This is a genomic window from Pseudomonas sp. GXZC (assembly GCF_026967615.1).
In the GTDB taxonomy this organism is placed as follows: domain Bacteria; phylum Pseudomonadota; class Gammaproteobacteria; order Pseudomonadales; family Pseudomonadaceae; genus Aquipseudomonas; species Aquipseudomonas azotoformans_A.
In genome coordinates, this window is record NZ_CP114115.1 from 151,798 (window position 1) to 178,509 (window position 26,712).

16 protein-coding genes are annotated in these 26,712 nt (G+C 61.1%); 14 read left to right on the top strand and 2 right to left on the bottom strand.

Going from position 1 to position 26,712, the window contains the following annotated elements:
• Positions 1-15 precede the first annotated feature (15 nt).
• Positions 16-1,512, top strand: coding sequence for a Fic family protein (locus tag OZ428_RS00720; RefSeq protein ID WP_269132453.1), 1,497 nt, complete (start codon positions 16-18; stop codon positions 1,510-1,512).
• 4 nt (positions 1,513-1,516) lie between these two features.
• On the opposite strand, the gene OZ428_RS00725 is transcribed toward OZ428_RS00720, so the two are convergent.
• Both OZ428_RS00725 and OZ428_RS00730 read right to left on the bottom strand, forming a co-directional pair.
• Positions 1,517-1,765, bottom strand: a complete 249-nt coding sequence (locus OZ428_RS00725) for a type II toxin-antitoxin system RelE/ParE family toxin (protein ID WP_269134140.1) — start codon at positions 1,763-1,765, stop codon at positions 1,517-1,519.
• A gap of 41 nt (positions 1,766-1,806) precedes the next feature.
• Positions 1,807-2,085, bottom strand: a complete 279-nt coding sequence (locus OZ428_RS00730; RefSeq protein ID WP_033900182.1) for a hypothetical protein — start codon at positions 2,083-2,085, stop codon at positions 1,807-1,809.
• Positions 2,086-2,379: 294 nt separating this feature from the next.
• On the opposite strand from OZ428_RS00730, the gene OZ428_RS00735 reads away from it, so the two are divergent.
• From OZ428_RS00735 to OZ428_RS00795, 13 genes are all read left to right on the top strand, one after another.
• Positions 2,380-2,790 (top strand): MarR family winged helix-turn-helix transcriptional regulator, encoded by a 411-nt coding sequence (locus tag OZ428_RS00735; RefSeq protein WP_033900120.1) that lies wholly within the window; start codon positions 2,380-2,382, stop codon positions 2,788-2,790.
• Entirely contained in the window at positions 2,787-4,865 is a 2,079-nt protein-coding gene (locus tag OZ428_RS00740) for an FUSC family protein (protein ID WP_269132454.1), read from the top strand. Before OZ428_RS00735 ends, OZ428_RS00740 begins: the two co-directional genes overlap by 4 nt.
• Positions 4,862-5,071 (top strand): DUF1656 domain-containing protein, encoded by a 210-nt coding sequence (locus tag OZ428_RS00745; protein WP_010214247.1) that lies wholly within the window; start codon positions 4,862-4,864, stop codon positions 5,069-5,071. Before OZ428_RS00740 ends, OZ428_RS00745 begins: the two co-directional genes overlap by 4 nt.
• Positions 5,068-5,958 (top strand): efflux RND transporter periplasmic adaptor subunit, encoded by an 891-nt coding sequence (locus tag OZ428_RS00750; protein WP_038842430.1) that lies wholly within the window; start codon positions 5,068-5,070, stop codon positions 5,956-5,958. The genes OZ428_RS00745 and OZ428_RS00750 overlap by 4 nt, the downstream gene beginning before the upstream one ends.
• Positions 5,955-7,397 (top strand): efflux transporter outer membrane subunit, encoded by a 1,443-nt coding sequence (locus OZ428_RS00755; protein ID WP_269132455.1) that lies wholly within the window; start codon positions 5,955-5,957, stop codon positions 7,395-7,397. Before OZ428_RS00750 ends, OZ428_RS00755 begins: the two co-directional genes overlap by 4 nt.
• 81 nt (positions 7,398-7,478) lie before the next feature.
• Positions 7,479-8,111 carry a hypothetical protein gene (locus OZ428_RS00760; RefSeq protein WP_033900124.1) on the top strand — a complete coding sequence of 211 codons (633 nt, stop codon included), beginning with the start codon at positions 7,479-7,481 and terminating at the stop codon, positions 8,109-8,111.
• Between the two features lie 147 nt (positions 8,112-8,258).
• Entirely contained in the window at positions 8,259-9,755 is a 1,497-nt protein-coding gene (locus tag OZ428_RS00765) for a YdgA family protein (RefSeq protein WP_133076587.1), read from the top strand.
• Between the two features lie 300 nt (positions 9,756-10,055).
• Entirely contained in the window at positions 10,056-12,536 is a 2,481-nt protein-coding gene (pgaA, locus tag OZ428_RS00770) for a poly-beta-1,6 N-acetyl-D-glucosamine export porin PgaA (RefSeq protein ID WP_269132456.1), read from the top strand.
• A gap of 12 nt (positions 12,537-12,548) precedes the next feature.
• Complete coding sequence (pgaB, locus tag OZ428_RS00775; RefSeq protein WP_269132457.1) at positions 12,549-14,546, top strand: poly-beta-1,6-N-acetyl-D-glucosamine N-deacetylase PgaB; 1,998 nt, start codon at positions 12,549-12,551, stop codon at positions 14,544-14,546.
• 2 nt (positions 14,547-14,548) lie between these two features.
• A complete protein-coding gene (pgaC, locus tag OZ428_RS00780) occupies positions 14,549-15,889 on the top strand; it encodes a poly-beta-1,6-N-acetyl-D-glucosamine synthase (RefSeq protein WP_061434806.1) in 1,341 nt (446 codons plus the stop codon).
• 2 nt (positions 15,890-15,891) lie between these two features.
• The gene (gene pgaD / locus OZ428_RS00785) at positions 15,892-16,374 is read left to right on the top strand and encodes a poly-beta-1,6-N-acetyl-D-glucosamine biosynthesis protein PgaD (RefSeq protein ID WP_033900133.1); all 483 of its coding nucleotides are present in this window, start codon (positions 15,892-15,894) and stop codon (positions 16,372-16,374) included.
• A 366-nt stretch (positions 16,375-16,740) separates the two neighbouring features.
• On the top strand, positions 16,741-18,465 hold the full coding sequence (locus OZ428_RS00790) for a ShlB/FhaC/HecB family hemolysin secretion/activation protein (protein WP_269132458.1): 1,725 nt from the start codon (positions 16,741-16,743) through the stop codon (positions 18,463-18,465).
• A gap of 30 nt (positions 18,466-18,495) precedes the next feature.
• Positions 18,496-26,631, top strand: a complete 8,136-nt coding sequence (locus OZ428_RS00795; RefSeq protein ID WP_269132459.1) for a two-partner secretion domain-containing protein — start codon at positions 18,496-18,498, stop codon at positions 26,629-26,631.
• The last annotated feature ends 81 nt before the right edge of the window (positions 26,632-26,712 follow it).

Genomic DNA, 26,712 nt, shown 5'->3' on the forward strand with positions numbered 1-26,712 from the left:
TTCTGAGGTTGCGCGATGTCTCTGGTTGGTTATGCCCATCTGCACCAATCCCTCGGATTGAAAGCTATTGCGCCTGGCCGTATCGCGATGATAAAGCCAGTCACCCGCCTCTCGATGATCGGCGGTTGCCTGGCGGTTCCTCACGCCGTTGCGCCTTCCGCGGACTCAGTACTCGACCATATTCTTTTTGCCCTAAAGCACGAAGGCATCAATCTTGGCATCCTGGCTCAGGCGCTTGAAGTCGTTACAGCAGACCAATTGCTGCGAGAGCTTGAAAAAGCCCCCAACGGCGTGTTCATCCGAAAAGTCTGCTACCTCTGGGAGGGGCTGACCCTCCAACGCCTGGATTACAGCAAGGCGATCAACAGTCGTGTTGCTCCGTTGTTTGACCCGCAGCGCTACGTGACAGGACCTTCGACGCGAAACTCCCGATGGCGTATCGACTTCAATGGCCTGGGTTCCCTGTCGTATTGTGCGACGGTCGAGCGTACACCTGAAATTGACGCTCTACTGAGTCTCGACATCTTGGGTCGCGCCAAATCCTTCATGGCCACGCTCCCACCCGAAATGATGGACCGCGCGATCCAGTGGGCCTATCTCCACGAAACCCGCGATTCGTTCGCCATCGAAAAAGAACAACCCAGCGAAGAAAAGTCCCGTCGATTCGTCCAACTTTTGCGCCAGGCTCACGAAGGGCGCCTGCTGACCGAGGACTACTTGGTCGAGCTGCAAAACAGCACCGTTTCCAATCCGTTCGACAAAGCCGTCGCATTCCGCCATGAACAAAACCACCTGCACAACGGCCTGCGTGGTGCAGCGGGTGTCAGCTATGTGCCGCCTGCTCCGGCACTCTGTCAGGACCTGATGGAAGAATTGATGGCGTTCGCCAACCAGCCTGTGAGAGAGGTTGATCCATTGGTGGCGGCTGCCGTCACGGCTTTCGGCTTTGTGTTCCTGCATCCGTTCATGGACGGTAATGGGCGCCTGTCTCGCTTCCTGATCCACCAAACACTCTGCCACTACGGCGCGCTGGAGAACGGGCTGTTGTTGCCTGTTTCCGTTGCGATGAAGCACGAAGAGGCGGGCTATCTGGAGGCGCTCAAGGCGTTCTCCCAACCCACGCGGGAATTCTGGAGCGTGACTTGGCTGGATGGCGATGAAATGGCCTTCGAGTTCATCGGCCACCCGTCGATTTACCGCTACTGGGACGCCACCCGCTGTGTCGAATTCACCCTGCAAATGGCTCGACGCGCATTGGAAGTGGAACTGCGTGAAGAAACCGAATTCCTCGACCGCTACGACCGCGTGATCAAGGCCGTGAACCAGCGTTATGACGTGCGCGGCAGTGATCTGTCGAAGCTGGTGATGATGTGCCTGGACAACGAGGGCAAGGTTTCGAAACATCGGCGCAAGCAGTTTCAGTACAGCGTGGCGGAGGAGGTGTTTCAGTTTATCGAGGAGGAGGCGGGACGGGTAAACGAGGATGAAAGTGCTCAGCCTCCGTTCGCTTGAGGCATCAATGGGGTACGCCACTTTCTGGAGGCCACTGGCGAGCGGTATGCACCAGAGCCACAATCCTCACCACGTTTGGCTCAAGTTGGTAAACGAGCCGGTAACTCGGATGGGGAATGACCTCGCGCGTTCCAGAGATTCGACCTGAGGGGCCAATTTCCGGGTTTTGGGCCAAGCCAGCTGCTGCGATGCTAAAACGCCGGTCCATGTCGGCAGCGGCCTGCGGGTTTTTATCGAATAGAAAATCCCAGATTTCTCGACGATCCTACCCGGCCTCGGGCGTCCAGGTAACCCTCATTCCAGGTTATCTACTTGAGCGCGCCTCGCTGCAAATTCGGCCTCCAGGTCTTCGTTGGAAATCTCTCGGCCTGCCCGAATGGACGCGCGCGAGGCATCTACTTTGCGTTGTAAGAATTCGTCATATTCCCGTGTCTCCTGTTGAGACTGCACAAACTGACGCATCATTTCCCGCACGATTTGCGACGCCGGGCGATGCGAGGCTTCGCACTCTGCCATGAATTGGTCGCGCAACTCTGATTCCAGTTTCATAGTGAAGACGGCTAATTTGGTCACAGTTGAGGTCTCGAAATGGTATGTACAAAGTATATACATCGTAATTACCAATAGAAGTGAGGTCAGGCAGGAGGCGACTAACGGTTTAGAGCAATTCGGCCGATTGCACCCTCGTCGCTTCTCATCAAAATCCGGCACCCGCGCCCAAACCCGCTTTACTTACCCCAACCCCTCACCACCCATCCGCTAAATTGTTTCAAAACTTGACGCATTTGGATCCATCCACCATATTGATAGTTAGCAAACTAACTGTATGCGAACTATCCAGTGCCTCAATCCCTCGAACAACTCCAGATGAACCTCAGCAGCAGCATGGTGGTGGGCGCCCGTAACTGGCGCAAAATCTGCCAGACCACGCTGGTGAGCTATGGCATCTCCGAAGCCTGCGCCGTGCCGTTGTTGATGATCGGCCGCTTGGGCGATGGTGTGCATCAGGTCAAGGTCGCCCAGGCGTCGGGGATGGAAAGCCCGTCGCTGGTGCGCCTGCTCGACCGCCTGTGCACCGACGGTTATGTGTGCCGCACCGAAGACGTGCATGACCGTCGCGCCAAGGCCTTGAGCCTGACCGAGCGTGGCCGCGAGCTGGTGCAAGCGGTGGAAGTGCAGCTGGTGCGCCTGCGTAAGGAAGTGCTGGCCGACATTCCCCACAGCGATATGGAAGCCGCGCTGCGAGTGCTGCGCGCCTTCGAGGCGGCGTCGCTTTGAACGGATTTTTTACCGGTTTCCCGCCCGCCCGTGATTGGTTCTACGGGGTGCGCACCTTTGCAGCCTCGATGATCGCGTTGTACATCGCCATGCTCATGCAAATGCCGCGTCCGTACTGGGCGATGGTCACGGTGTATATCGTTTCCAGCCCGTTTGTCGGCCCAACCAGTTCCAAGGCGTTATACCGCGCCATCGGCACGTTCATGGGCGCGGCGGCGGCGGTGATTTTTGTGCCGATGTTCGTGCAATCACCCTACCTGCTGGTGGTCGTGATTGCCTTGTGGACCGGCACGTTGTTGTTTCTGTCCATGCACCTGCGCACCGCCAACAACTACGCGCTGATGCTGGCCGGCTACACCTTGCCGCTGATCGCCTTGCCGGTGGTGGATAACCCGCTGGCGGTGTGGGATGTGGCCGAGGCGCGCACCGAAGAAATCTTCCTGGGTATCGCAGTGGCAGCGGTGGTCGGCGCGATGTTCTGGCCGCGCCGCCTGATGCCGGTGTTCGATGGCTCGGTGGCCAAGTGGTTTGCCGACGCTCAGGTCTATAGCCAACGTTTTCTGACGCGCAACGTTGAGCCTGAAGAAATCAGCACCCTACGCGGCGGCATGGTCACTACCTTCAACACCCTCGAATTGATGATCGGCCAGTTGCCCCACGAAGGCGCCCGGCCGCAGACGGTGCGCAACACCAAGGAACTGCGCGGGCGCATGATCCACCTGTTGCCCGTCATCGATGCGCTGGATGATGCCGTTTACGCCATCGAGCATCGCGCACCGGAGTTTCTTGATCAGCTCAAGCCTTTGTTGGAAGAAGCCAACGCCTGGCTGGAGAGCACTACCGAGCAAGCGCCCCTGGAACGCTGGCGCGTGCTGCGTGACAAGGTCGACGCCGCTCAACCCCAGGGAGAAGCGCTGGACGACCGGCACACGTTGCTGTTCTCCAACGCGCTCTACCGCCTCGCAGAGTGGATCGACCTGTGGCAAGACTGCCGCAGCCTGCAAGCCGCCATCCAGTGCGAGAGCCAGGACACCTGGCGTGCTGTGTACCGCCATTGGCGCCTGGGCCGGCTCACGCCGTTCCTCGACCGTGGGCTGATGTTCTACTCGGCGTTTTCGACGGTCACCGCGATTATCGTTGCCTCGGTGCTGTGGATCCTGCTCGGTTGGACCGACGGCGGCAGCGCCGTGATCCTGGCCGCCGTCGCCTGCAGCTTCTTTGCCTCGATGGACGACCCGGCGCCGCAGATCTACCGGTTCTTTTTCTGGACCGCCATGTCGGTGCTGTTCGCCAGTCTCTACCTGTTTTTGGTGCTGCCCAACCTGCATGATTTTCCGATGCTGGTGCTAGCGTTCGCCGTGCCGTTTATCTGCATCGGCACGCTCACCGTGCAGCCGCGTTTTTACCTGGGCATGTTGCTGACGTTGGTGAACACCTCGTCGTTCATCAGCATCCAGGGCGCCTATGACGCCGACTTTCTCAACTTTGCCAACGTCAACCTGGCGGGGCCGGTGGGTTTGCTGTTCGCCTTTGTGTGGACACTGATCGCGCGGCCCTTCGGCGCCGAGCTGGCGGCCAAGCGCCTGACGCGTTTCAGCTGGCGCGACATCGTCAGCCTCACCGAGCCTGCGACCCTGGCCGAACACCGGCACATGGCCGCGCAGATGCTTGACCGCCTGATGCAGCACCTGCCGCGCCTGGCCCTGATCAACCAGGACACCGGCACCGCCCTGCGCGATTTGCGCGTGGCGCTGAACCTGCTTGATCTGCTCGCCTATTCGCCGCGCATTCTCGGCGTGCCACGGGTGCTGCTCAACCAAGTCGTCGAAGGTGTGGGCGGTTACTTCAAAGCGTGCCTAAAGGCCGGTGAACGCTTGCCCGCGCCGAGCGGTCTGCTGATGACCCTGGACCGCACGCGCCGCGCCCTCAACGGCCAGGGCCTGCAAGACGAAGACGACACCCGCCTGCATCTTTTGCATGCGCTGGCGGGCTTGCGCCTGTCGCTGCTGCCGGGCGTGGAATTTATTGGCGGCACCGAGATGGAAGCGCCGCTGCCTGATGGAGCGCCTTTATGATCGGTGATCTGGATATCAGCGGGGTGTTCCTGCCCACGCTGCTGGTGCTGATGGGCATTACGTACGTGTTGTTCCTGGTGGTGCACGGGTTGTTGACCCGTCTCCACTTCTATCGCCTGGTCTGGCACCGGGCATTATTCAATGTGGGGCTCTACGCGCTGTTGCTGGGCGCGGTGGACTCACTCAGTCGATACCTGATGACATGAAAAAACCTTTTTTGACCATCGGCCGTGTAGTCCTCACGCTGTTGATCGTGACGTTTGCGGTCGTCGTGGTGTGGCGCATGGTCATGTACTACATGTTTGCCCCCTGGACCCGTGACGGCCACATCCGTGCCGACATCGTGCAGATCGCGCCGGACGTGTCCGGGCTGATCCAGCGCGTGGACGTGCGCGACAACCAGTTGGTGACCAAGGGCCAAGTGCTCTTTGCTGTCGACCAGGACCGCTTCAAGCTGGCGTTGCGCCAAGCCCAGGCCGCCGTGGCCGACCGCCAGGAAACCCTGGCCCAGGCCCAGCGCGAGTACAAACGTAACCGCGGTCTCGGCAACCTGGTGCCCAGCGAGCAACTGGAAGAAAGCCAGTCCCGCGTAGCCCGTGCCCAATCGGCCCTGGCCGAAGCCCAGGTGACGGTGGATTCCGCCCAGCTCAACCTCGACCGCTCGGTGATCCGCAGCCCCGTGGACGGCTACGTCAACGACCGGGCGCCGCGTACCCAGGAGTTCGTCACCGCCGGGCGCCCGGTGTTGTCGGTGGTGGACAGCAATTCCTTCCATATCGATGGTTATTTCGAAGAGACCAAGCTCGACGGCATTCACGTCGGCATGGCGGTGGACATCCGTGTGATTGGTGACAACGCCCGCCTGCGCGGCCATGTGCAAAGCATCGTTGCCGGTATCGAAGACCGCGACCGCAGCAGCGGCTCCAACCTGCTGCCCAACGTCAACCCGGCGTTCAGCTGGGTACGCCTGGCCCAGCGGATTCCGGTGCGCATTGCCTTCGATGATGTGCCGGCGGACTTCCGCATGATCGCCGGGCGAACGGCCACCGTCTCGATCATCGGCGATAAGGTCAAAGACGGAGACCAGCCATGAAGCAGCTGTTGGCCACCGCCGCGCTGGGTGTGTTGCTGTCGGCCTGCCAGGCGGTGGGCCCGGATTACTCGCTGCCGGATAAAGCCGCGGTCAATCGTGGCGACCTGCAAGGGACGATCGCCGGTGAAGGCAACAACGTGGTGTCGGCACCGGTGCCGGCGGATTGGTGGCGGTTGTACAAGGACCCGCGCCTGGATGAGCTGGTGCGCCAGGCGATGGCCTCCAACACGGATCTGCGCGTCGCCGCCGCCAACCTGCAACGCTCGCGGTACCAGGTGCAGCAGGCCGAATCTGCTGGCGGTTGGAGTGCTGGTGCCAAGGCTGAGGCCCAGCGTTTGCAGGAGTCGGGCGAAGCGTTCTTGCTCGCGGACAAAGTGCCGGTCGCCAATATCGGCAGTGTGGGTATCAGCACCTCGTATCAGTTCGACCTGTTCGGCACCCTGCAACGCGGCATCGAAAGCGCCCAGGCCAGTGCTGACGCCGCGCAAGCTGCGGCGGATATCGCGCGTATCACCCTGGTCGCCGACGTGGTGCGTTCCTACACCCAGGTGTGCGCCGCCAACGAAGAAAAGGCTATCGCCCAGCATTCGCTTGACCTGCAAGCCGAAGGCACGCGCCTGACCCAGCGCCTGCGCGACGCCGGCCGTGGCGACGAAACCCAGGTCACCCGTTCGCAAACCCAATTCAAGTCGTTGCGCGCCGATATGCCGCGTTATGACGCCGCGCGCCAGGCCGGGCTGTTTCGCTTGTCGATGTTGCTGGCCAAGCCGGTGGATCAATTGCCCGCCGGCACCAGCAGCTGCGCCGAGTTACCGCACATCGCCCAATTGTTGCCGGTGGGGGATGGCGCCGCCTTGCTCAAGCGCCGTCCCGATGTGCGACAGGCTGAGCGCCAACTGGCCGCTGCTACGGCGCGGATCGGCGTGGCCACCGGCGCGTTGTACCCGGACATCAGCATCGGCGCCACGGTCGGTACGGTGGGTATCCTCGACAACCTTGGCGAGCCCGCCACCAACCGCTGGGGCTTTGGCCCGCTGATCAGTTGGACGGTGCCGACCAACGGCGCCCGAGCCCGTATCCATGAAGCCGAAGCCGCGACCCAGGGTGCCCTGGCGCACTTCGATGGGGTGGTGCTCAACGCCATTCGTGAGACCCAGACCGGGCTGGCGCAATACACCGCGTTGCTGCAACGGCGCGATGCGCTGGCCGAAGCCGAAGCTTCGTCGGAAGAAGCCGCCGACCAAACACACCGCTTCTACCAGGCCGGCCGCGCTTCATTCCTGGCCGATCTTCAAGCCACCGGCACCCACACCAGCATGCGCGCGCAACTGGCCGCCGCCAACACCCAGGTTGCCATGAGCCAGATCGACCTGTTCCTGGCCCTGGGCGGCGGCTGGGAAAGCGGACGAACGCAACCTGCGCCGACCAGCAAACCCTGAGCAAATAGCTATGCTTTGACAGGCGGATCGCCGTGACGATTCGCCTGACACTGCTCGCGTTTGCTCATGGGGATTCCAATAATGAAAAACCCTTATGCTCCCGCTTTCTGGTGCGTGCTCTTCGCACTGGTGCTGTTATCGGCTGCTTATTTCTACGGCGTCATGCTGGCTCACCAACTCGACAAGGCGATGGTGTTTCTCGACAGCGCCTGCCTGGTGATCGGCACCCTGTCCATCGGCGTCGTGGCCTGGGCCTCTTACCAGAACCAACGGGTGAAGAAAAAACTTCTCGAACAAGGCAAGACCCGCGTGGCGATCTGGGACACCAAGGTCGCGTTGCGCCGCGTTGAGACCGTGTTCGACCGCTACTTCTGGGGCAGCTACTGGCAACCGGGGCGCACCTTTCAGGAGGTCATGGGAGACCTGACCGGCACGCCCCTGGAAAAAAGCCTCGAAGTCCTGAAAAAACAGTGCGTGGCACTCGATCAGCAAGTCGCGGATGGTAGGCACTGGCTGAATAACGCGCGGGAATTGTCCGACGTGGCCACGCAAATGGCCCGCGAGCGCTACCAACTGGACTTCTGCGACCCCAAGGCCGACACCCCCGGCAATGCCGTGATACACCGCGAATTTGAGGTGCTGGTGTACACCTGGACGGCACGCCTGAAGAGTTTCGACCACCAGTTGGATGAAATTGAGCTGGAGTATTCCTGAACTAGTGCTGATCTGATCCCTCTGAAAAGCTGGGCCGTTCGCGGCCGCCAGTGCTAATCTTCCCCCGTTTTCGGCGGGCTTGAGCCAATCCCCCATGGGGTTCAAGGAAGACAGCCCACTTCTCACAGGATTTGATCAGGTCACTTCATGAATAAGCCAGCCGTTGTTCTTTTGGGTTTCGTTGTCGCCGTCGGCGTCGTCAGTGCAGGCGGTGCCTGGTACACCGGTAAGCAGCTGGAGCCGGTGCTGCAAACGGCGGTGCAGGACGCCAACAAGGAACTGCAACGTTCCATGGCTGGCGTCGACGGCACCGTTGCCCTGGAGCTGGTGTCCCTGGACCGTGGCCTGTTCAGCAGCACCGCGCACTACCGCCTCAAGGGCCAGGGCTCATTCTTCGGCGAGCAGAACCCGAACCCCGAGCTGCTGTTTGTCGACCATATCGAACACGGCCCGTTGCCGTTCTCGCGCCTGGTGTCGCTGAAGTGGCTGCCGGTCATGGCCACCAGTCACTATGAACTGGAAAAGAACGCCACCACCGAAAAATGGTTCGCCGCCGCCAAGGACGTGTCGCCGCTCAAAGGCGTGGCCAATATCGGCTACAGCCGCTCGGTCACCGGCAACCTCGAATTGCTGCCGCTGGAATTCAAGGACGAGACCTCCTCGGTGAGCTTCTCCGGCCTGAACCTGGACTTCGACAGCACCGCCGAGGGCAAGAAGGTCAAGGTGGATGGCTACATGAACAGCCTCAAGCTGGATGTAGTCGACGCCAATGGCGCGCCGTTCAACGTCGAACTCGCCGGCCTGACCGTGGCCAGCAACCTGGAAAAATCCACCTTCGGCTTCTACACCGGGCAGAACACCGTAGAACTGAGCGATACCAAGCTCACCTTCGGCCCGCAGAAAGCCGTGCTGACCCTCAAGGGCTTCGAGCAGAAAGACACCAGTGAAATCAAGGACAACAACATGTCCGGTCGCGTCGACTACAAGATCGACGAGATCGGCTACCAGGGCAAACCAGTCGGCTCTGCTGCCATGGCCCTGAGCTTGAAGAACATCGACGTGCCGTCCGGCCTGGTGCTGACCAAGCTGTATCAAGACAAAATGCAGCCGGTGCAGGCCGCTGCCGCCGCCGGTCAACCGGTGCCTGAGCTGCAACTGACCGAAGCCGAGCAGACCCTGGCAGAAGCCAACGTCAACCAATTGCTGGCCGCCAAGCCGCATCTGGCGCTGGAAAACCTGTCGCTGAAAACCACCCACGGCGAAAGCAAGTTCAACCTGGTGCTGGACCTGGCCAAGCCGACCTCCATGGAGCTGCCACCGGTTGAACTGGGCAAGCAAATGGTCTCGCTGCTGGACGCCAACCTCACCCTGTCCAAGCCAATGATCGCCGACGTTGCCGCCCTGCAAGCACAGGTCGGTGGTGTGACCGACCCTAAAGCCATCGAGCAGCAATCCCAGATGGCCAGCGAGATGGTCAGCGGCATGGCGGTCGGCACACAGCTGGCAACCCTGGTCGGCAACGACGTGGTGTCCAAGCTGCATTACGCCAACAATGAAGTGACCTTCAACGGCCAGAAGATGACCGTCGAGCAGTTCATCGGCTTTGTGATGTCCAAGGTCGGTGCGGTCGGCGGCGCGCAGTAAAGATTTCGCCATCGCCCAGAAATAATTAATGGGGGAGTGGGGTTGTCCGCGATAAGGGTCAAAAGGCCGGCACTCATGTCGATTAGCCACTCTTCATCGCAGGCAAGGCCGCTCCCCCATTGGTTTTTCAGATTTGTAGGGCAATTCTGAACAATTGTTATGAATTGTCCTTTTTCATACAGGCGTCGGGGATAGTTCATACAGGAAAGCTAGGTCGGGTCACGAGACGCCGACACCCTGATGCAAATTGCTCAGGACCACCTATCGTTACAGCTTTCCGTGTGTAAGGAAGCTCACGATATGCTGCGAAACCTCCCACTCAGTGCCTCAGGCCGGTTACGGCTGCTCATCGGGGTAACCTTGTGCAGCCAGTTGCTGATGCCCACCTTCGCCATGGCCGACCCGGCTTATGACGCCCTGATCATCCAGGCGCGCAACGGCAATTTCACACCCGCCTTGACTCAACTGCGCCAACTGCCTGCCGAGCGCCAGACGCCAGGCCAGATCAGCGACCACCTGGTGATCGCCGGTTGGGCCGGCCAGGATGCCGAAGTGCTCAAGGTGTATGAGGCACAGGGGCAGAATCGCAACTTGACCGCCCAGGCGCTGGCCACGGTCGCGCGCACCTATCGCAACCAGAAGCAGTGGGCGCAGGCCGAGGCGGTCTATCGTAAGGCGTTGCTGCGGGAGCCGAACAATGTCGACCTGCAACTGGGCATGGCCCTTACCCAGGCCGACGGCGGCAAGGCCAGCGAAGCCGTACAACGCACCCGTGCGCTGGTAGCCGCCAAGCCCGATGACCCCAACCGGCGCATGGCCCTGGGTTACGCGCTGACCCGTGTGGGCTTGCAGTACGACGCGTTGTTTGAATTCGACCAGGCGTTTATCCGCGCCAGTGACAAACCAGAAGTGGCCCGCGAATACGTGGTCGCCCTGCAAAAGGCGCGTCTGCCCGAACCTGCGTTGCGCCTGTCGGCCCAACGCCCCGGTCTTGTCGACCCGGTGACCCAGCGTCGCCTGGAAGGCGACCTGGCCGCCGAGCGCGTGCGCATGGCCGAGTTCGCCACGCGCACCGAGAAAGAACGCTACGTCATCGCCGATCGCGCCTTGCAGGGCTATGACCAGCTCCTCGCCCGCTGGACCCCGGACCCCACGGCCAAAGACGACGTGGTGCGCTGGCGTATCGATCGCCTGGGTGCGCTCAAGGCGCGGGCGCGCACCGCCGAGGTGATCCGCGAGTACGAAACCCTCCAGGCCGAAGGTGTGCAGTTGCCCACCTATGCGGTGCGTTGGGTGGCCGCGTCCTACCTCGACCAGCGCCTGCCGGAAAAGGCGGCGCCGTTGTATCGCCAAGCGCTGAGCGCGCCCGATGCGGACGTGGGCGACCGCGTTGAAGACAGCACCGCTTTGTTCTATGCCTTGCTCGAAAACGACCAGGTGGACGAAGCGCGAGCGGTCGCCAAGAACCTGGCCGACAGCCAGAAACCCCGGGTCGAACTCAAGGGACTGCCCATCGGCAACCCTAACGATGAGTGGATGGACGCCCAACAATTGGCAGCCCAGGCTGGCACCTATGGCTCTGACCTGCCATCCAGCGAAAAGGCCCTGGAAGAACTGGTCGGCAAGGCGCCTGGCAGTATCGGCCTGCGCCTGGCGCAAGCCGAGATGTACCGCGCCCGCGACTGGCCACGGCGCGCCGAGCAATCGCTCAAGGAAACCGAAGCGCAAAGCCCGCGTGACATCGGCCTGGAAATGTCCCAAGGCTTCACCGCCCTGGACCTGCAGGAATGGCGTCAGCTCGACATCCTCACCGACGACGTGGTCGCCCGTAATCCCGACAACCGCCAAGTGCAGCGCCTCAGTCGCCTGCGCGATGTGCACGACATGGCCGAGTTGCGGGTCGAGGCCTACACCGGTAAAAGCTTCGGCGGCGGCAACAACGGCGATGCCGGTGCCGTCTCGGGTAGCCGTGACTGGGGCATTGAAAGCCGGATCTACACACCGCCCATCGACGAAGACTGGCGCGTGTTTGCCGGTGCCGGATATGCCACTGCCGACTTTGAAGAAGGCACCGGTCACCACCGTTGGCAAGTCGTTGGCGTAGAGCGGCGTACCCGCGACATGACGATTGAAGCCGAGGTCTCCAACCACTCCTACGGCGATGGCTCCAAACAAGGCGCTGCCGTGTCGATTGCCCGCGACATCAACGATAACTGGCAATACGGCGGCAGCCTCGGCTACCTGCTGTCCACCACACCGCTGCGGGCGTTGAATGAAGGGATCACGGCCAACGGCGGCAGCGGTTTTATCCGCTGGCGCGCCAATGAAAGCCGCGAGTGGAAACTGACCCTCAGCCCGTCCCATTTCAGCGACGGCAACGACCGCTTCGAAGCCTTGCTCAGCGGCCGCGAAGGCCTCTACAGCTCGCCCAAGGTGCAAGTAGACCTGGGCCTGGAAGTGGGTGCCAGCCGCAACAGCAAGGAGGACACGATCTACTTCAATCCGAAGTCAGACTTCACCGTGTTGCCTGTCCTCAACATCAATCATGTGCTCTATCACCGCTACGAGACCCAGTGGAGTCAGCAGTTCCAGGTCGGTGCGGGTACGTATAGCCAGCAGGATTATTCCACCGGTGGCATCGGTCTGGTGGGCTACGGCCAACGCTATCGCTGGAACGATGTGCTGGAAGCCGGCGCCAACCTGAGCCTGATCAGCCGACCTTACGACGGTGATCGCGAACGCGATCTGCGTCTGCTCGTCGACCTCACTTACCGTTTCTAGAAGAGCCTGACCATGACCGTCCTCAGCCGTTGCTTGTTGATTCTGGGCGTAATGCTGGCCAGTGCCTGTGCCCAGCAACCCGCGCCTTTCACTCCGCCCGCCGAGCGGCCGACCCCGGCCAACGAAGCGCCGTGGCCGAAAAACCATTTCCTGGGCATTGCCTACCACGACGTCGAGGATCGCGACCCCGATCAGGCGGTGGTGGCCGTGCGCACCGAGCGTTTGATCGAGCAGTTGGCCTGGCTGCGCGAGAACGGCTACAAGGCGGTCAGCGTTGACCAGATCCTGGCGGCGCGCAACGGTGGGCCTGAGTTGCCGCCCAAGGCGATCATGCTCAGCTTTGACGATGGCTATTCGAGCTTCTACACCCGCGTGATGCCGATCCTGCGTGCCTATCGCTGGCCGGCCCTGCTGGCGCCGGTGGGCTACTGGATCGACACGCCGATGAACCAACCGGTGGACTTCGCCGGCCAGCCACGGCCGCGTGGCGAGTTCTTGACCTGGCAGCAGATCCGCGAAGTGTCCCAATCGGGCCTGGTGGAAATCGCCGCGCACACCGACAACAACCACAAGGGCATCCTGGCCAACCCCCAGGGCAACCTGGAGCCGGCGGCGACCTCGCTGCGTTTTGATCCGGCCACCGGGCGCTATGAAAGTCAGGCGCAGTTCGATGCGCGGATGCGTGCCGATGTGGTGGCGATCTCCAACAAGATCCAAAGCGTCACCGGCAAGAAACCACGGGTGTGGGTGTGGCCTTACGGTGCCGCCAAAGGCACCTCGCTGGCGATCATTGGCGAGCAGGGCTACCAGATGGCCCTGACCCTGGAAGATGGCCTCGACAGCTCCAGTGACCTGATGAACAGCCCACGCTTCCTGGTCGCCTCCGACCCGGATGGCGAGCATTTCGCCAACAGCATGGTCGCGGTACAAACCAAGGCGCCGATGCGCGTGTTGCATGTGGACCTGGATAACGTCTACGACCCGGATCCGGCTCAACAGGCACGCAACCTCGACCAGCTTGTGCAGCGCGTGGTGGACATGGGCGCGGGCACCGTGTTCCTGCAAGCCTTCGCCGATCCCAAGGGTGACGGCCTGGTGCATTCGGTGTACTTCCCCAACCGCCACTTGCCGGTACGCGCGGACCTGTTCAACCGCGTCTCCTGGCAGTTGCACACCCGTGCCCATGCCAGCGTGTATGCGTGGATGCCAGTGCTCAGTTTTGCCCTCGACCCCAAGCTGCCACGCGTAACGCGCTGGGACCCGAAAACCGGCCAGGTCGGCCTCGACCCGGACCAGTACAAACGCCTGTCGCCGTTCGACCCGCAGGTGCGCAAGATCATCGGTGAGATCTACGAGGACCTGGCGCGCAACAATGCCATCGACGGCGTGCTGTACCACGACGATGCGGTGTTCAACGATTTCGAAGATGCCAGCCCCGCCGCGCTCAAGGCCTATGCCGCTGCGGGCCTGCCGGACACCATTGAGGCGCTGCGTGCCGATCCGGCCGTGATGCAGCGTTGGACCCGCTTCAAGAGCCGCTACCTGATCGACTTCACCAAGGAGCTGACTGCCAAGGTCCGCGCCATCGGTGGGCCGCAAATACTGACCGCGCGCAATATCTTCGCCGAGCCGATGCTCAACCCCGGCAGCGAAGCCTGGTTTGCGCAGAACCTGGATGATTTCCTGCAGACCTACGACTGGACCGCGCCCATGGCCATGCCGCTGATGGAAGGCCAGGAGTACAGCAACTCCAATGCCTGGCTGGAGAAGCTGGTCGCCACGGTCAAGGCGCGCCCCGGTGCGATGGAGCGCACCGTGTTTGAACTGCAAGCCAAAGACTGGCACACCCAGGCCGCACCGGACATCAACGCCAAGCAAATGGCTGAATGGATGGGTGTACTCAAGCGCCAGGGTGTCACGAGTTTTGGCTACTACCCGGACAACTTCCTGGAAAACTCCCCGGACCTGAAGACTGTGCGTCCGGCCCTTTCCAACCAATGGAACCCTTGACCATGTTCGACAGACTCTTGGCTTTATTCGTGCTGGCATTGGTATTGGGTGTGCCCCTGGGCCTGATCTTCCTGGTCACCGGGCAGTTCCTGATGGACTTTGTGTTTTTCTACCCGCTGTTCATGTCGGCGTTGTGGATCGCAGGCGGCCTGTATTTCTGGCTGCACTGGGAGCGCCACTGGCCCTGGGAAGAAGACACACCGGCGCCGACCTTGGCCGGCAACCCGCTGATCTCGATCATCATCCCTTGCTACAACGAAGGGGATAACGCCGCCGACACCATCCATGCGGCACTGGGTCAGCTCTACCCGAACATCGAAGTGATCGCGGTGAACGATGGCTCCAAGGACAACACCGCCGCCGTGCTCGACGCCCTGGCGCTGGAGAACCCGCGCCTGCGCGTGCTGCACCTGGCGCAGAACCAAGGCAAGGCCGTGGCCTTGCGCATGGGCGCCGTGGCGGCGCGCAGCGAGTTCCTGGTGTGCATCGATGGCGACGCGTTGCTGGATAAAAACGCAGCGGCCTACATGGTGGCGCCGATGCTGGATAACCCACGCCTGGGTGCTGTGACCGGCAACCCGCGCATCCGCACACGCTCGACCTTGATCGGCCGCGTGCAGGTCGGTGAATTCTCTTCGATCATCGGTTTGATCAAGCGCACGCAACGGGTGTTTGGCCGGATCTTCACGGTGTCGGGTGTAGTGGTCGCGTTCCGTAAAAAGGCGCTGGACCGCATCGACTACTGGAGCACCGACATGATCACCGAGGACATCGATGTCAGTTGGAAGCTGCAGCTCGATCACTGGAGCATCTTCTACGAGCCCCGCGCCCTGTGCTGGATCCTGATGCCCGAAACCGTCGGCGGCCTGTGGAAGCAGCGTCTGCGTTGGGCCCAGGGCGGCGCCGAGGTGCTGTTCAAGAATATCCGTGGCATCTGGCAATGGCGTCATCGCTACCTGTGGCCGCTGTTGTTCGAATACTGCCTGTCCACCGGTTGGGCGTTCACCTTCCTGTTGTCGGTGATCTTCTGGGGCGTGGGTAAATTTATCCCGCTGCCTCAAGCGATTGCGGTCGACTCCCTGATGCCTCCGGCGTTCACCGGCTTGGTATTGGCCATGGTGTGTCTGTTGCAGTTTGCCGTGAGCATCATCATCGACCGCCGCTACGAGAAGGACCTGTGGAAAACCCTGTTCTGGACCGTGTGGTACCCGATGGTGTTCTGGCTGGTCAGTTTGTTCACCACCCTGGTCAGCTTTCCCAAGGTGTTGTTCAACCAGCATCAGAAGCGTGCGCGCTGGGTCAGCCCGGATCGCGGCATCAAACCCACTGAAGAGGAGGCGTGATCATGAAACTGGTCAGAACTCGCCAGCGGCTGGTGATGTGGATCATCGACGTGCTGTTGACCCTGATGGCCTGGGCCGGCCTGATTTGGTTGCTGGCACGTGGGATCAGCTCGATGCTGGAGACCCACGATGGCCCGCGTATCGAAGCGCCGATCTTTGCCGCGCTCAATACCTTGCAGGTGTACCTGTGGATTGCATTGTTCAACGCCGTGATCCTGGTCACCTGGGCGCGCTACCAGCAACGCAAAGGGCGCAAGTTTGCCCAGCGTCGCGCGGAGGCCAAGGCGCTCACCGACAAGAACCTGAGCGAGAGCTTCAGTCTGGGCGAAGGTGACTTGGAGCAACTGCGTCGGCCTGGGGTGCTGGTGATCCACAACGATGAGGACGGTGGTGTGGCGCAGGTCAAATCCCATGTTTCCCGTGATGTGGAAAAGCCCGGGCTGACCCTGGTGCCTGGCAAGGACCAGAACAAAGACGCTGGCTAAGAAACACGCAGGAAGATCGTTCCCATGCAAGGTGGGAACGATCCGGTTTAATCCCGACAAATGGGATCCAATTCACAAAACCTCCGCGAACTTTTCTGCTTTTTCCGGTACTAACCTATCTCGGCAATAACTTGATGGCCAACTAATGGCAATTTATAAGTTATCCGACGAATCGCGATCATTAGTGCTGCCGCTTGTCGGAATAATAATTCCAGTGACAGGCCATGTATCTCTTTGATTATTTTTAGTTGTTATTAATCAACAGCTTGCATGATTAACTAGTACGAATGTGCAACTAACTCTTGTTTTTGAGTTGGCGCAAGTTCGATGTTAGTTTGCCGGCCCTTGATTTTCGATGGATCGAACATGTCTTTGTTACTGCCACGGACTCGGTATCTGCTGTGCACTTTCCTGCTCGCCTATTTGAGCCTGAACAGCGCCACGGCCGCTCCTACGCCGGGGGATCAGGACCTGATCCGCGACCGCCAGAACCGCCTCCTCGAAGAGCAGCGCCGGCGCCTGGAAGAACTCCAGGACCTGCCCGGCAAAGGCACCCAGCCCCAGGCCCCGGCGCTGCCAGCGGATACCCGTTGCTTTCCCATCCAGGACATCGAACTCAAGGGCGCCGACAGCCTGTCCGGCGGCGACCGCAGACTGCTGCTCAAACCCTATATCGGCCAGTGCTTGGGCGTTGCACAGCTCAATGAACTGCTCAAGGTTATTACTGACTACTACATCGCCAAGGGCTGGGTCACCAGCCGTGCTTACCTGCCGCAACAAGACCTCTCCAGCGGTCATCTCCAGGTGCTGGTGGTCGAAGGCAAACTCGAAGGTTTGAAGGGCGCACAGGGCAGCAATGTGACCGACCGCGAACTGGCGATAGCGTTTCCCGGCAAGGTCGGCGAGGCGCTGAACCTGCGGGAAGTCGAGCAACTGGTGGACCAGCTCAGTCGCTTACCCTCCAAGCAGGCGCAGATGGAATTGACCCCTGGCAGCCAGGTCGGCGGCAGTGAAGTGCGGGTCAAAAACACGCCACAAAAGCCCTGGCGTGCCAGCCTGTCACGCAACAACGACGGCCAGAAAAGTACCGGCGAACAGCAATGGGGCGCGGGCCTGGAATGGGACAGCCCCTTAGGCCTGGCCGATCAGCTGATTCTGCGTGGCGGCCACGACGCCCTCAGCGACCACCAGAAAACCTCGAAAAGCAGCATGCTCTATTACAACCTGCCGTGGGGCTGGTGGAACTTCAGCTACAGCTACAGCGAGAGTGAATACCGCACCTTCGGCAGGGTCGATGACTTCAAGTTCAAGCAGAACGGCGACAGCCAGAACCACCAACTGCGCGCCGAACGCGTGATCCATCGTGACGATGTGAGCAAGACCTCGGTCAACGTCGGCCTGACGCACCTGCGCACCAACAACTACGTGCTCGACGCACGCCTGCCGACCAGCAGCAACCGCCTCAGCGAGTTCCAGGTCGGCCTCACCCACGGCCGGCGAATCGGCAGTGCCTTCGTCAACCTGGACGTGGGCATGCAAAACGGTATCGGTGCGTTTGATGCGCAAAGCAATCGGCAAGAACGGGACGCCCAGGGCAACCTCACGGCGACGCCGCGCTATCGCAAATACACCGCCACCATGAGCTACCTGCAACCCTTTACGTTGTGGGGCGAGTCGTTGAGTTTTTCCAGCCTCGCCACCGGGCAACGCAGTGAAGACGTCCTGTATTCACCGCAACGCATGAGCCTGGGAGGGTCCTACTCGGTGCGCGGTTTCAAGGACCAGCAACTGAACGGCGACAGCGGTGGCTACTGGCGCAACGAAGTGCGCTGGGCGCGACCGGTCACCCTGGACTGGATGCGTCCGGCCTTCGCCGAATACGGCGCCAGTGTCGGATATGACCAGGGCGTGATTCGCAACGATCGCTACAACGATGACGAGCATGGGCGCGTATCGAGTAATTCCGTCGAGCTGTTCGCCCGCGGCAAATACGTCAGCACCAGTGTGACGTTTGCCCATTCCCTGGAGCGACCTGGCGTGGTGACCGAGCGCGAAGCGCCGATCTATTTCCGCCTGGATTTCTTCCTGTAATTCAACGCCGCTGCCTTGAGATTTAAGAATATGGATGTTCGCCCTGCTTCTGCCCTGAAAAGCCTGTCCCAACGCGGCCTTGCGCTGGTCCTGGCCAACGCGCTGTTCTGGCAGCCGCTGCTGGCCAATGCTGACGGCATCGTGGTCAGCGGCCCGGGCACCAGCGTCGGCCAGGCGGGCAACGGCGTACCGGTGGTGAACATCGCCACGCCCAATGGCAGCGGCTTGTCCCATAACCAGTTCAAGGACTACAACGTCGGCCCCAATGGCGTGATTCTCAACAACGCCACGGGTGCGCTGCAGAACACCCAACTGGGCGGGATCATCGTCGGCAACCCGAACCTCAAGGGCGGCGCGGCGAACGTCATCCTCAACGAAGTCAATGGCGGCAGCCCCAGCCAGTTGCGTGGCTATACCGAAGTGGCGGGGCAGTCGGCCAAGGTCATCGTGGCCAACCCTTATGGCATCAGTTGCAACGGCTGCGGGTTTATCAACACCCCCAACGTCACGCTGACTACCGGCAAACCGGTGATCGATAAAGTCGGTCGCCTGGACCATTACCAGGTGGATGGCGGCGCCGTGACCATCGACGGCAAAGGCCTGAACGCCAGCAACGTCGACCGTTTCGAGATCATCACCCGTTCGGCCAAGATCAACGCGCAGATCAACGCACGCGAACTCACCGTGATTGCCGGTCGTAACGACGTCGATGCACAAAGCCTGAAAACCACCGCACGTGCCGATGACGGCAGCGCCAAACCTGAATTGGCTATCGACTCCTCGGCGCTTGGCGGCATGTACGCTGGCGCCATCAAGCTGGTGGGCACCGAAGCCGGCGTGGGCGTGAAGCTCGACGGTACGCTGGCGGCCAGTGGCGGCGATATCCAACTGGATGCCAACGGCCACTTGAGCATGGCCCAGGCCGCCGCCAGCGGCGCGGTGGACATCAAGGCCGCCAGCCTCGACGCGAACGGGCCGGTCTACGCCGGCACCACGCTCAAGGCTAAAACCAAAGGCGAGCTGAAAAACCGCAAGAGCCTCGCCGCACGCGACAGCATCACCCTGGCCAGTAATGGCCAGCTGACCAACAACGGCATCATCGAAGCCGGGGTCAACGCCGATAACACGCGCAATGCCGGTGGCGACGTCACGCTCGACAGCCAGAACATCACCAACACCGGCCGGGTGATCGCCAATCGCAGCCTCACTGCCACCGCCGCACAAACACTGGATAACCAGGGCGCCACGATGAGTGCCAAGCAGGCGCTGAACGTTACCGCCGCCAGCGTCGACAACCGCAACAAGGGCCAACTGCTCAGCGACGGCGCACAAACCCTCAACGTCAGCGGCCTGCTGGACAACAGCCAGGGCGGCATCATCGATAGCACGGGTGCATTCACCCTGTACGGCAACCGACTGGACAACAGTGCCGGTAACCTCACGGGCGCAAGCTCCATCACCCTGGATTTGCTCGGCGACCTGATCAACCGCAACGGCAAGCTGGCGAGCGTCGGCCCGCTGCTGGTTCAACGCGCCGCCCATGTGGATAACCAGGGCGGCAAGCTCGCCAGCCAGGGCCTGCTGACCCTGTTCGCCAACAGTGTCGATAACCAGAGCAGCGGGACGCTGGCCGCCAACGATGGCCTGGCGCTTACCACCACCGGCCTGCTGCAAAACGGCGGCAACGGGCTGATCCACAGTGAAAAGGCCGGTGTGACGATCACCGCCGGCACCCTCGCCAACAACGGTGGGCGCATCGCTGCCAAAGCCGGCGATGCGGTGATCGATGCCACCGATTTCAACAACGGCAGCGGCACGCTGTTGGCCCGTGATCGCATTCGCCTCAGCGGCTTGAATGTGGATAACGGCGGTGAGATCGCGGCCAACCAGATTGACCTGACGCTGCAAGGCGCCCTGACCAACCGCGGCTTGATCGAGAGCGCCACGACCCTGGATGTCGACACCGCCAGCCTGACCAACAGCGGCCAGATGCGTGCAGTGGGCCAGGTAGGTAAAACCCGCTACGCCATCGGCGGCTTGCTGAACAACAGCGGCAGCCTGGAAACCGCCAACGACCAGTTGAGCCTCGCCGCCGGCACCTTCCAGAACACCGGCGGCAAAGTGCTGCACGTGGGCACTGGCGTGCTGGATCTGAGCGGCATCAGCCTCGACGATGTCGGCGGTAGCCTGGTGACCAATGGCGACCTGACGCTCGACAAAACCCACTGGACCAACAGCACCGCAATCCAGGCCGGACGCTTGACCGTCAATGTCGACAACCTGCAACAGACCGCCACCGGCAAACTGCTCGGCACCCGTGCACTGGTCGGCAAAGGCCTGGACTGGACAGTTGGCGGCACCGTCGCCAGCCAAGGCAGCCTCGACCTGTCCGTGGGCAACCTGCTCAATGACCATGGCCTGATCTTCAGCGGCGGCGACATGAACCTGCGGGTCGAGCGCCTGAAAAACCTCGGCGCCAATATTTACGCCATGGGCAACCTGCGTATCGACCGCGACGGTCAGGGTGGGCTGGCGACCAGCATCATCAACAGCTCAGGGACCATCGAGAGCGAGCGCAACCTGACCTTGGCGGCCAGCACGATCCAGAATATCCGCACTGTGCTCACCACCGAGTCGGGCATCTACAGCGCGTCCATCACCCCCGTTGCCTGTGTCGAGGGCGTGACCGGTGGCGACTGTGACGGTGGCAAGCAGAACCGTCCGTTCCAGATCACCCAGCGCGAACATCTGATCGTCAAGGAGGCTTCAGCCGCCTCCAGTATCACCTCGGCCGGCAACATGCTGTTGACCGGCGGTGATCTGCTCAACAGCAGCAGTAGCATCGCCGCCGGCGGTAACCTGAGCGTGCGCGTCAACCAGCTGAGCAACATCGGCCTGGTGACCCACGACACCCAGCACGACCGTTTCTTCATGTCTGAACGCGAGCGCAAGCCGCAAGGCTGGTACCTCTACGCGGCGAATTTCACCCGCCAGTATTCCGTTGACGGTGCTGGCTACGACGCCAACAACCTCGGCGGTCTTGAAGCAGGCATGGCCGCCTTTATCGGCATGATGCAAAAGGAGCTGGTCGAACTTGGCAAGACCACCGAACTGTCGCCCACCGACCAACGCTACGCCGCGGTCATCCAGGCAGGCGGCGCTGTGGATGTGGTGGCCCAGGCCGGTATCGACAACACCGTGGTACGCGGCGGCTACACCTACGTGGGCAGCGGCGCCAATACCCAGGCGCCGGGCTACTCGACCCAGGTCAGCCTCAACCCGCAACTGCCGCCGGACGTTGCCCAGCAGCAGGTCAACCCACTCGGCCTGCCGGGCTTCGACCTGCCGACCGGCGAGAACGGCCTGTTCCACCTCAACGACGGTAAGGGCGTGAATGGCCTGCCGACCAGCCAGTTCGCGGCTAACCCGCACAAGTACCTGATCGAAACCAACCCGCTGTTTACCGACATGCGTCAGTTCCTGGGCTCGGATTACATGCTGACCAAGCTCGGCTACGACCCCGACACGGCGCAGCGCCGCCTCGGTGATGGCTTCTACGAGCAGCGCCTGATCCAGCAAGCCGTGCTCGCCCGCACCGGCCAGCGTTTCATCGACGGCCAGACCAGCGATGCCGACCTGTTCAAGCACCTGATGGACAACGCCATCAGCAGCAAAAGCGCGTTGAACCTGTCGGTCGGCGTGAGCCTCACCGCCGAGCAGGTTGCGGCGCTGACTCACGATATCGTGTGGCTGGAAAACACTACCGTCGCCGGGCAACAGGTGCTGGTGCCGGTGCTTTACCTTGCCCAGGCCAGCAACCGCCTGGCGCCGAATGGCGCATTGATTTCCGGCAGCGACGTCCGGCTGATCACCGGCAGCAACCTCAATAACGCCGGCACTTTGCGCGCCACCGGCAGCCTGTTGGCAAACGCCGGCGGCAACCTCACCAACAGCGGTCTGATGCAAGCCGGTGGGCGCCTCGACCTGCTCAGCGGCAACACCCTGAGCAACCGTGCCGGCGGCGTGATTGCCGGTGGCGACGTCAACCTCGTCGCCGGTGCCGACCTGCTCAATGAACGCAGCGTGACCACTCACGAAAGCGCGAGTGCCTATCGCACTGAACGCAGCGACTTTATCGACAGTGCCGCGCGTATCGAATCTGCTGATGCACTGGCGTTGAAAGCCGGTGCCAACCTCTACAACGTCGGCGGCGTGCTCAAAAGTGCTGCGGATACCACGGCACAAGCCGCTGGCGACGTGAATATCGCCGCTGCGCAAACGATTAACAGCAGCGCCGTCGGCACCCGCTCGAGCTTCAAAAACATTGCACAGCAGGGCTCCGTGGTCGAAGCCGGCCGCGATTTGCACGTGATCGCCGGTCGCGACATCAGCGCCGTCGCCAGCCAGGTGGAAGCCAAGCGCGATGTGAACCTTGTCGCCACCCGCGACCTCAACGCCATCGCGGCGGCCAACGAGCAACATTCGTCGTTCAATTCGAAAAAAGTCACCAGTATCGAGGACCACGTCCAGCAAGTCTCCAGCGTGATCAAGGCCGGTGGCGACGCCACCCTGAGTGCGGGGCAAGACCTGCAACTGGTGGCCAGCCAGGTGAATGCCGGTAGCGAGGCTTACCTGGTGTCCGGTAAAAACCTCAGCCTGCGTACCGCCGAAGACCAGGACTACAGCTTCTACAGCAAGACCAAGAAAACGTCCCAGGGCAAGAAATTCCGCCTCGACGAAACGGACGTTGTGAACAACGTCGGCAGTCTTGTCAGTGCTGGTACTCACAGCACCGTCGTAGCCGGTGCAGACCTGCTGCTGGCCGGCAGCGCCGTCACCGCCGAGAAAGGCGCGACGCAATTGGTCGCGGGCCAGGACGTGAACATCCTGGCCGTGAGCAATTCCGACAGCGCCCGCCATGAGCGCAAGGAAAGCAAAAGCAGCTGGGGCGGGCTCAAGTCGAGCAAGGTCCAGGACAAGGTCGACGAAAAACGCACCACCGCGATGGGCAGCATGGTCTCCGGCGAAACCGTCACTGTTGCCGCCAAGCGCGACGCCACCGTCACCGGTTCCAACCTGGTCAGCACCGGCGACCTCGCCGTGCAAGCCGGCCGCGACCTGACCATCGACGCGGCGCAAAACACCTTCGCCCGCACCGACATGCACAAGGAAAAAAATCGCGACCTGACCGGTGTGCTGACCGGCAACAAGCTCGGCCTGGATGACATGACCGGCAACCAGAAGCTGTACATCAACAGCTCCAAGCACAACGGCACGGCCAATGAAATGACCTTGACCGGCAGTACCGTTGGCTCGAGTGCGGGCAATGTGTCGTTGACGGCGGGGCGTGAGTTGACGGTGATTGCCAGTGACTTGGTCAGCACCAAGAACATGGCGCTCACCGGTTCAAATGTGAACATTGTGGCGGGGGTGGAAACCGCGCGGCAAACGTCTGAAGATAGTGCCAAGAGCCTGGCGGTTGGCCGGGTGATTGGCGGTGCCGTGGTCGACACGGCTCGCAGTATCCGTGATGCGAGCGAGGCGGCGAAGAACGCCGATGACCCACGGCTCAAAGCCGTGAAAATCGCCCAGGCAGCACTCGCCGCCTACAACTTGGCGGGCCAGGCTTCGGACGCCAACGACCAGAGCGGGGGCTTCAAGAATAAGCAAGGTGGGACCCCAAGCAACGGTTCGCTGATCAAGATCGGTACGGAGCTGGCCAATAACCGCAGCAAGAAAAGCAGCGAATTCAACAGCATCACGGCCAGGCAGAGCACGCTTAACGCCGGTGAGGAACTGGCAGTCATTGCCACGGGCGCAGCGGCGGAAACTCAGGGTGATATCCAGATCACCGGCAGCAGCCTGAAGGCCGCCAATACGCTGTTGTTGGCGAAAAACAATGTGCTGATGCAAAGCGCACAAAACACCACTGACCGTAAGAACGAAGGGTCGAACAACAAGACGGCCATTGGCGCCAGCTTCAATATCGGCGAGCAGAACGGCTTTACCCTCGACCTTGGCGCCCAAGGCGCCAAAAACAATGGCAATGGCAACACCGTCACCCAAGTCAATAGCACCCTCGACACCGGGAGCCTGTTGTTGCAGAGCGGTGGTGACACGACCCTCAAAGGCGCTCAGGTTCGCGCAGACACCATCAAGGCGGATATCGGCGGCAACCTCACGATCCTTTCGTTGCAGGACACTGAGTCGTCGCGCAGCAAACAGAGCAGCGCAGGCTTCGGTGCCAGCATCTGTATTCCACCGTTCTGCTTCGGCTCCACCGTCGCGGGTTCGGCGAATATTGCCGCCGGCAAGACAAACAGTGACTACAAGGGCGTGACCGACCAGAGCGGCCTGTTTGCAGGAGCGGGGGGCTACGACATTGATGTCGGCAAGACCACGACACTGCAAGGCGCGGTGATCGCCAGTGAAGCATCGGCCGACAAGAATCGACTCAGCACGGATCGGCTGGTCGTCAGCGATATCAAGAATGTCAGCGAGATCAAAAGCCAGTCGGTCGGTATTTCGGTGTCTTCCAGCAGCGCCGGCGGCGCGTCGATGGGGGGCAGTATCCCGATTGCACTCAAGGACAACGACCACAGCCACACCCGGAGCGCCGTCAGTGAAGGCACGATTGTGGTGCGCAATCCCGAGGGCGCCAATGACCTGGTGGGGCTCAACCGTGACACGCTCAACGCTAATCAGAAGCTAGACCGGCCCGATGAAAAGGCCATGCAGGAGCGTATCGACCTGGTCCAAAGCTCGGCGCAGTTGGCCAGTGGGGTGATCAGTGCGGTGGGGAAGGCGAAGGCGGATGAGGCGAAAGCACTGGCCGATAAAGCCAAAGCCCAGACCGAAGCCGGTTCGCCGGATGCCGCTGGAACGGTGCTCGCAGCGAATGCCGCTTATACGGAAGCCCAGCGCTGGCAGGTCGGTGGCGACAAACGCTTAATGGCCGATATCGCGTCCGGGCTAATCGCCGCAGGGCTGGGTGGCGCGTCTGTAGGAACGACGGTTGGTATTGTCGCCAACACGGCCTCCAGCGATATCTTCACAAAGATTGGCGATTATGCCCAGTCGCGTGCGACTGATCCAAAGGCAGATGCGGCCACTCGGGCGGCTTGGGCTGAAGGCGGTGCGGCGCGTGTGATGTTGCACGCGTTGGCGGGGGCGGCTATCGGGTTGTCCAGTGGCAATGTGCAGAGCGGCGCGTTGGGGGCGGGAACGTCTGCTGCTCTGATGCCAATCATTGCTGATGCGTTGGGTAAAAATGACATCAAGGGAGTGGACCAAGATACGATGGCCGCATTGATCGCTGTAGGTGTCGGCGCTGCGGTTGGCTCCGGAAATGGCACCGCCGGCGCAGTCGTTGCGGGTGGTAATGCGATGTCGGTCGACGTGTATAACCGAGCAGCGCACGATGACGAGCTCGCGGCGATCAAGGCTGAGGTTGAGAAAGGTGAATTCTCGGAGGCGGACGTGAAGAAAGCCGTGTGCTTCTCCATCAAATGCTGGGCGCATTTGGACAGAGGCTCGAAGGAGTATCAAGAGGCTTATCTGACCGAAGCCGATATGGTCGGGCTAAGCAACGTGCTTGAGTGGGCGGATGCCCAAAGGGATCGGGGGTTATTCAAGTATTCGATGATCGATAATGTATTGGACTTCGGTACACGCGATGCGCTTCCCGTGAGCAAGGACATCGCTGCCATAGGGGGTGGGGCGGTCAGTGTGTCGGCGGGTTATACATTATGTGTCTCTATCATCGGGTGCAGCTTTGGCGTCCCGATGGGGGCGTTCGGGCTTGGCAACATTTCAGAAGGCACCACGGGGGTTTATAACCATTTCAACAATGACCGTGGCGGTTACAACCCGGTCAAAGAAGTATTCAATGAGATTCCTGGCGGGTATGGGCCGGTTATCTACAGTGGTGCGGATTTCGCATTGTCACTGGGCTCAGGCTTCGTTAAGGTCCCGCTTAAAATGGGCCTCAAGGATGGCCTCAATAAAAAGGATTCAATGTTCGGCGTCACCGTGCACGGCTTCGACAACAACAAGTTTGTGTTTGGCAAGGCAGCACCTTACGGGGCAGCGCTGGGAGCGTACCTGAAGTCTGTTGCTGATAAAGGATATACGTTTTACGAGGAGGCTTCGGGTGAGAAGAAATAAATGGATCGGTGGGTTTTTCTTATCGATCTCACTGTTTTCCATGATTCTGGCGGCTAGCCTGCTACTCGCGATGATCATCGC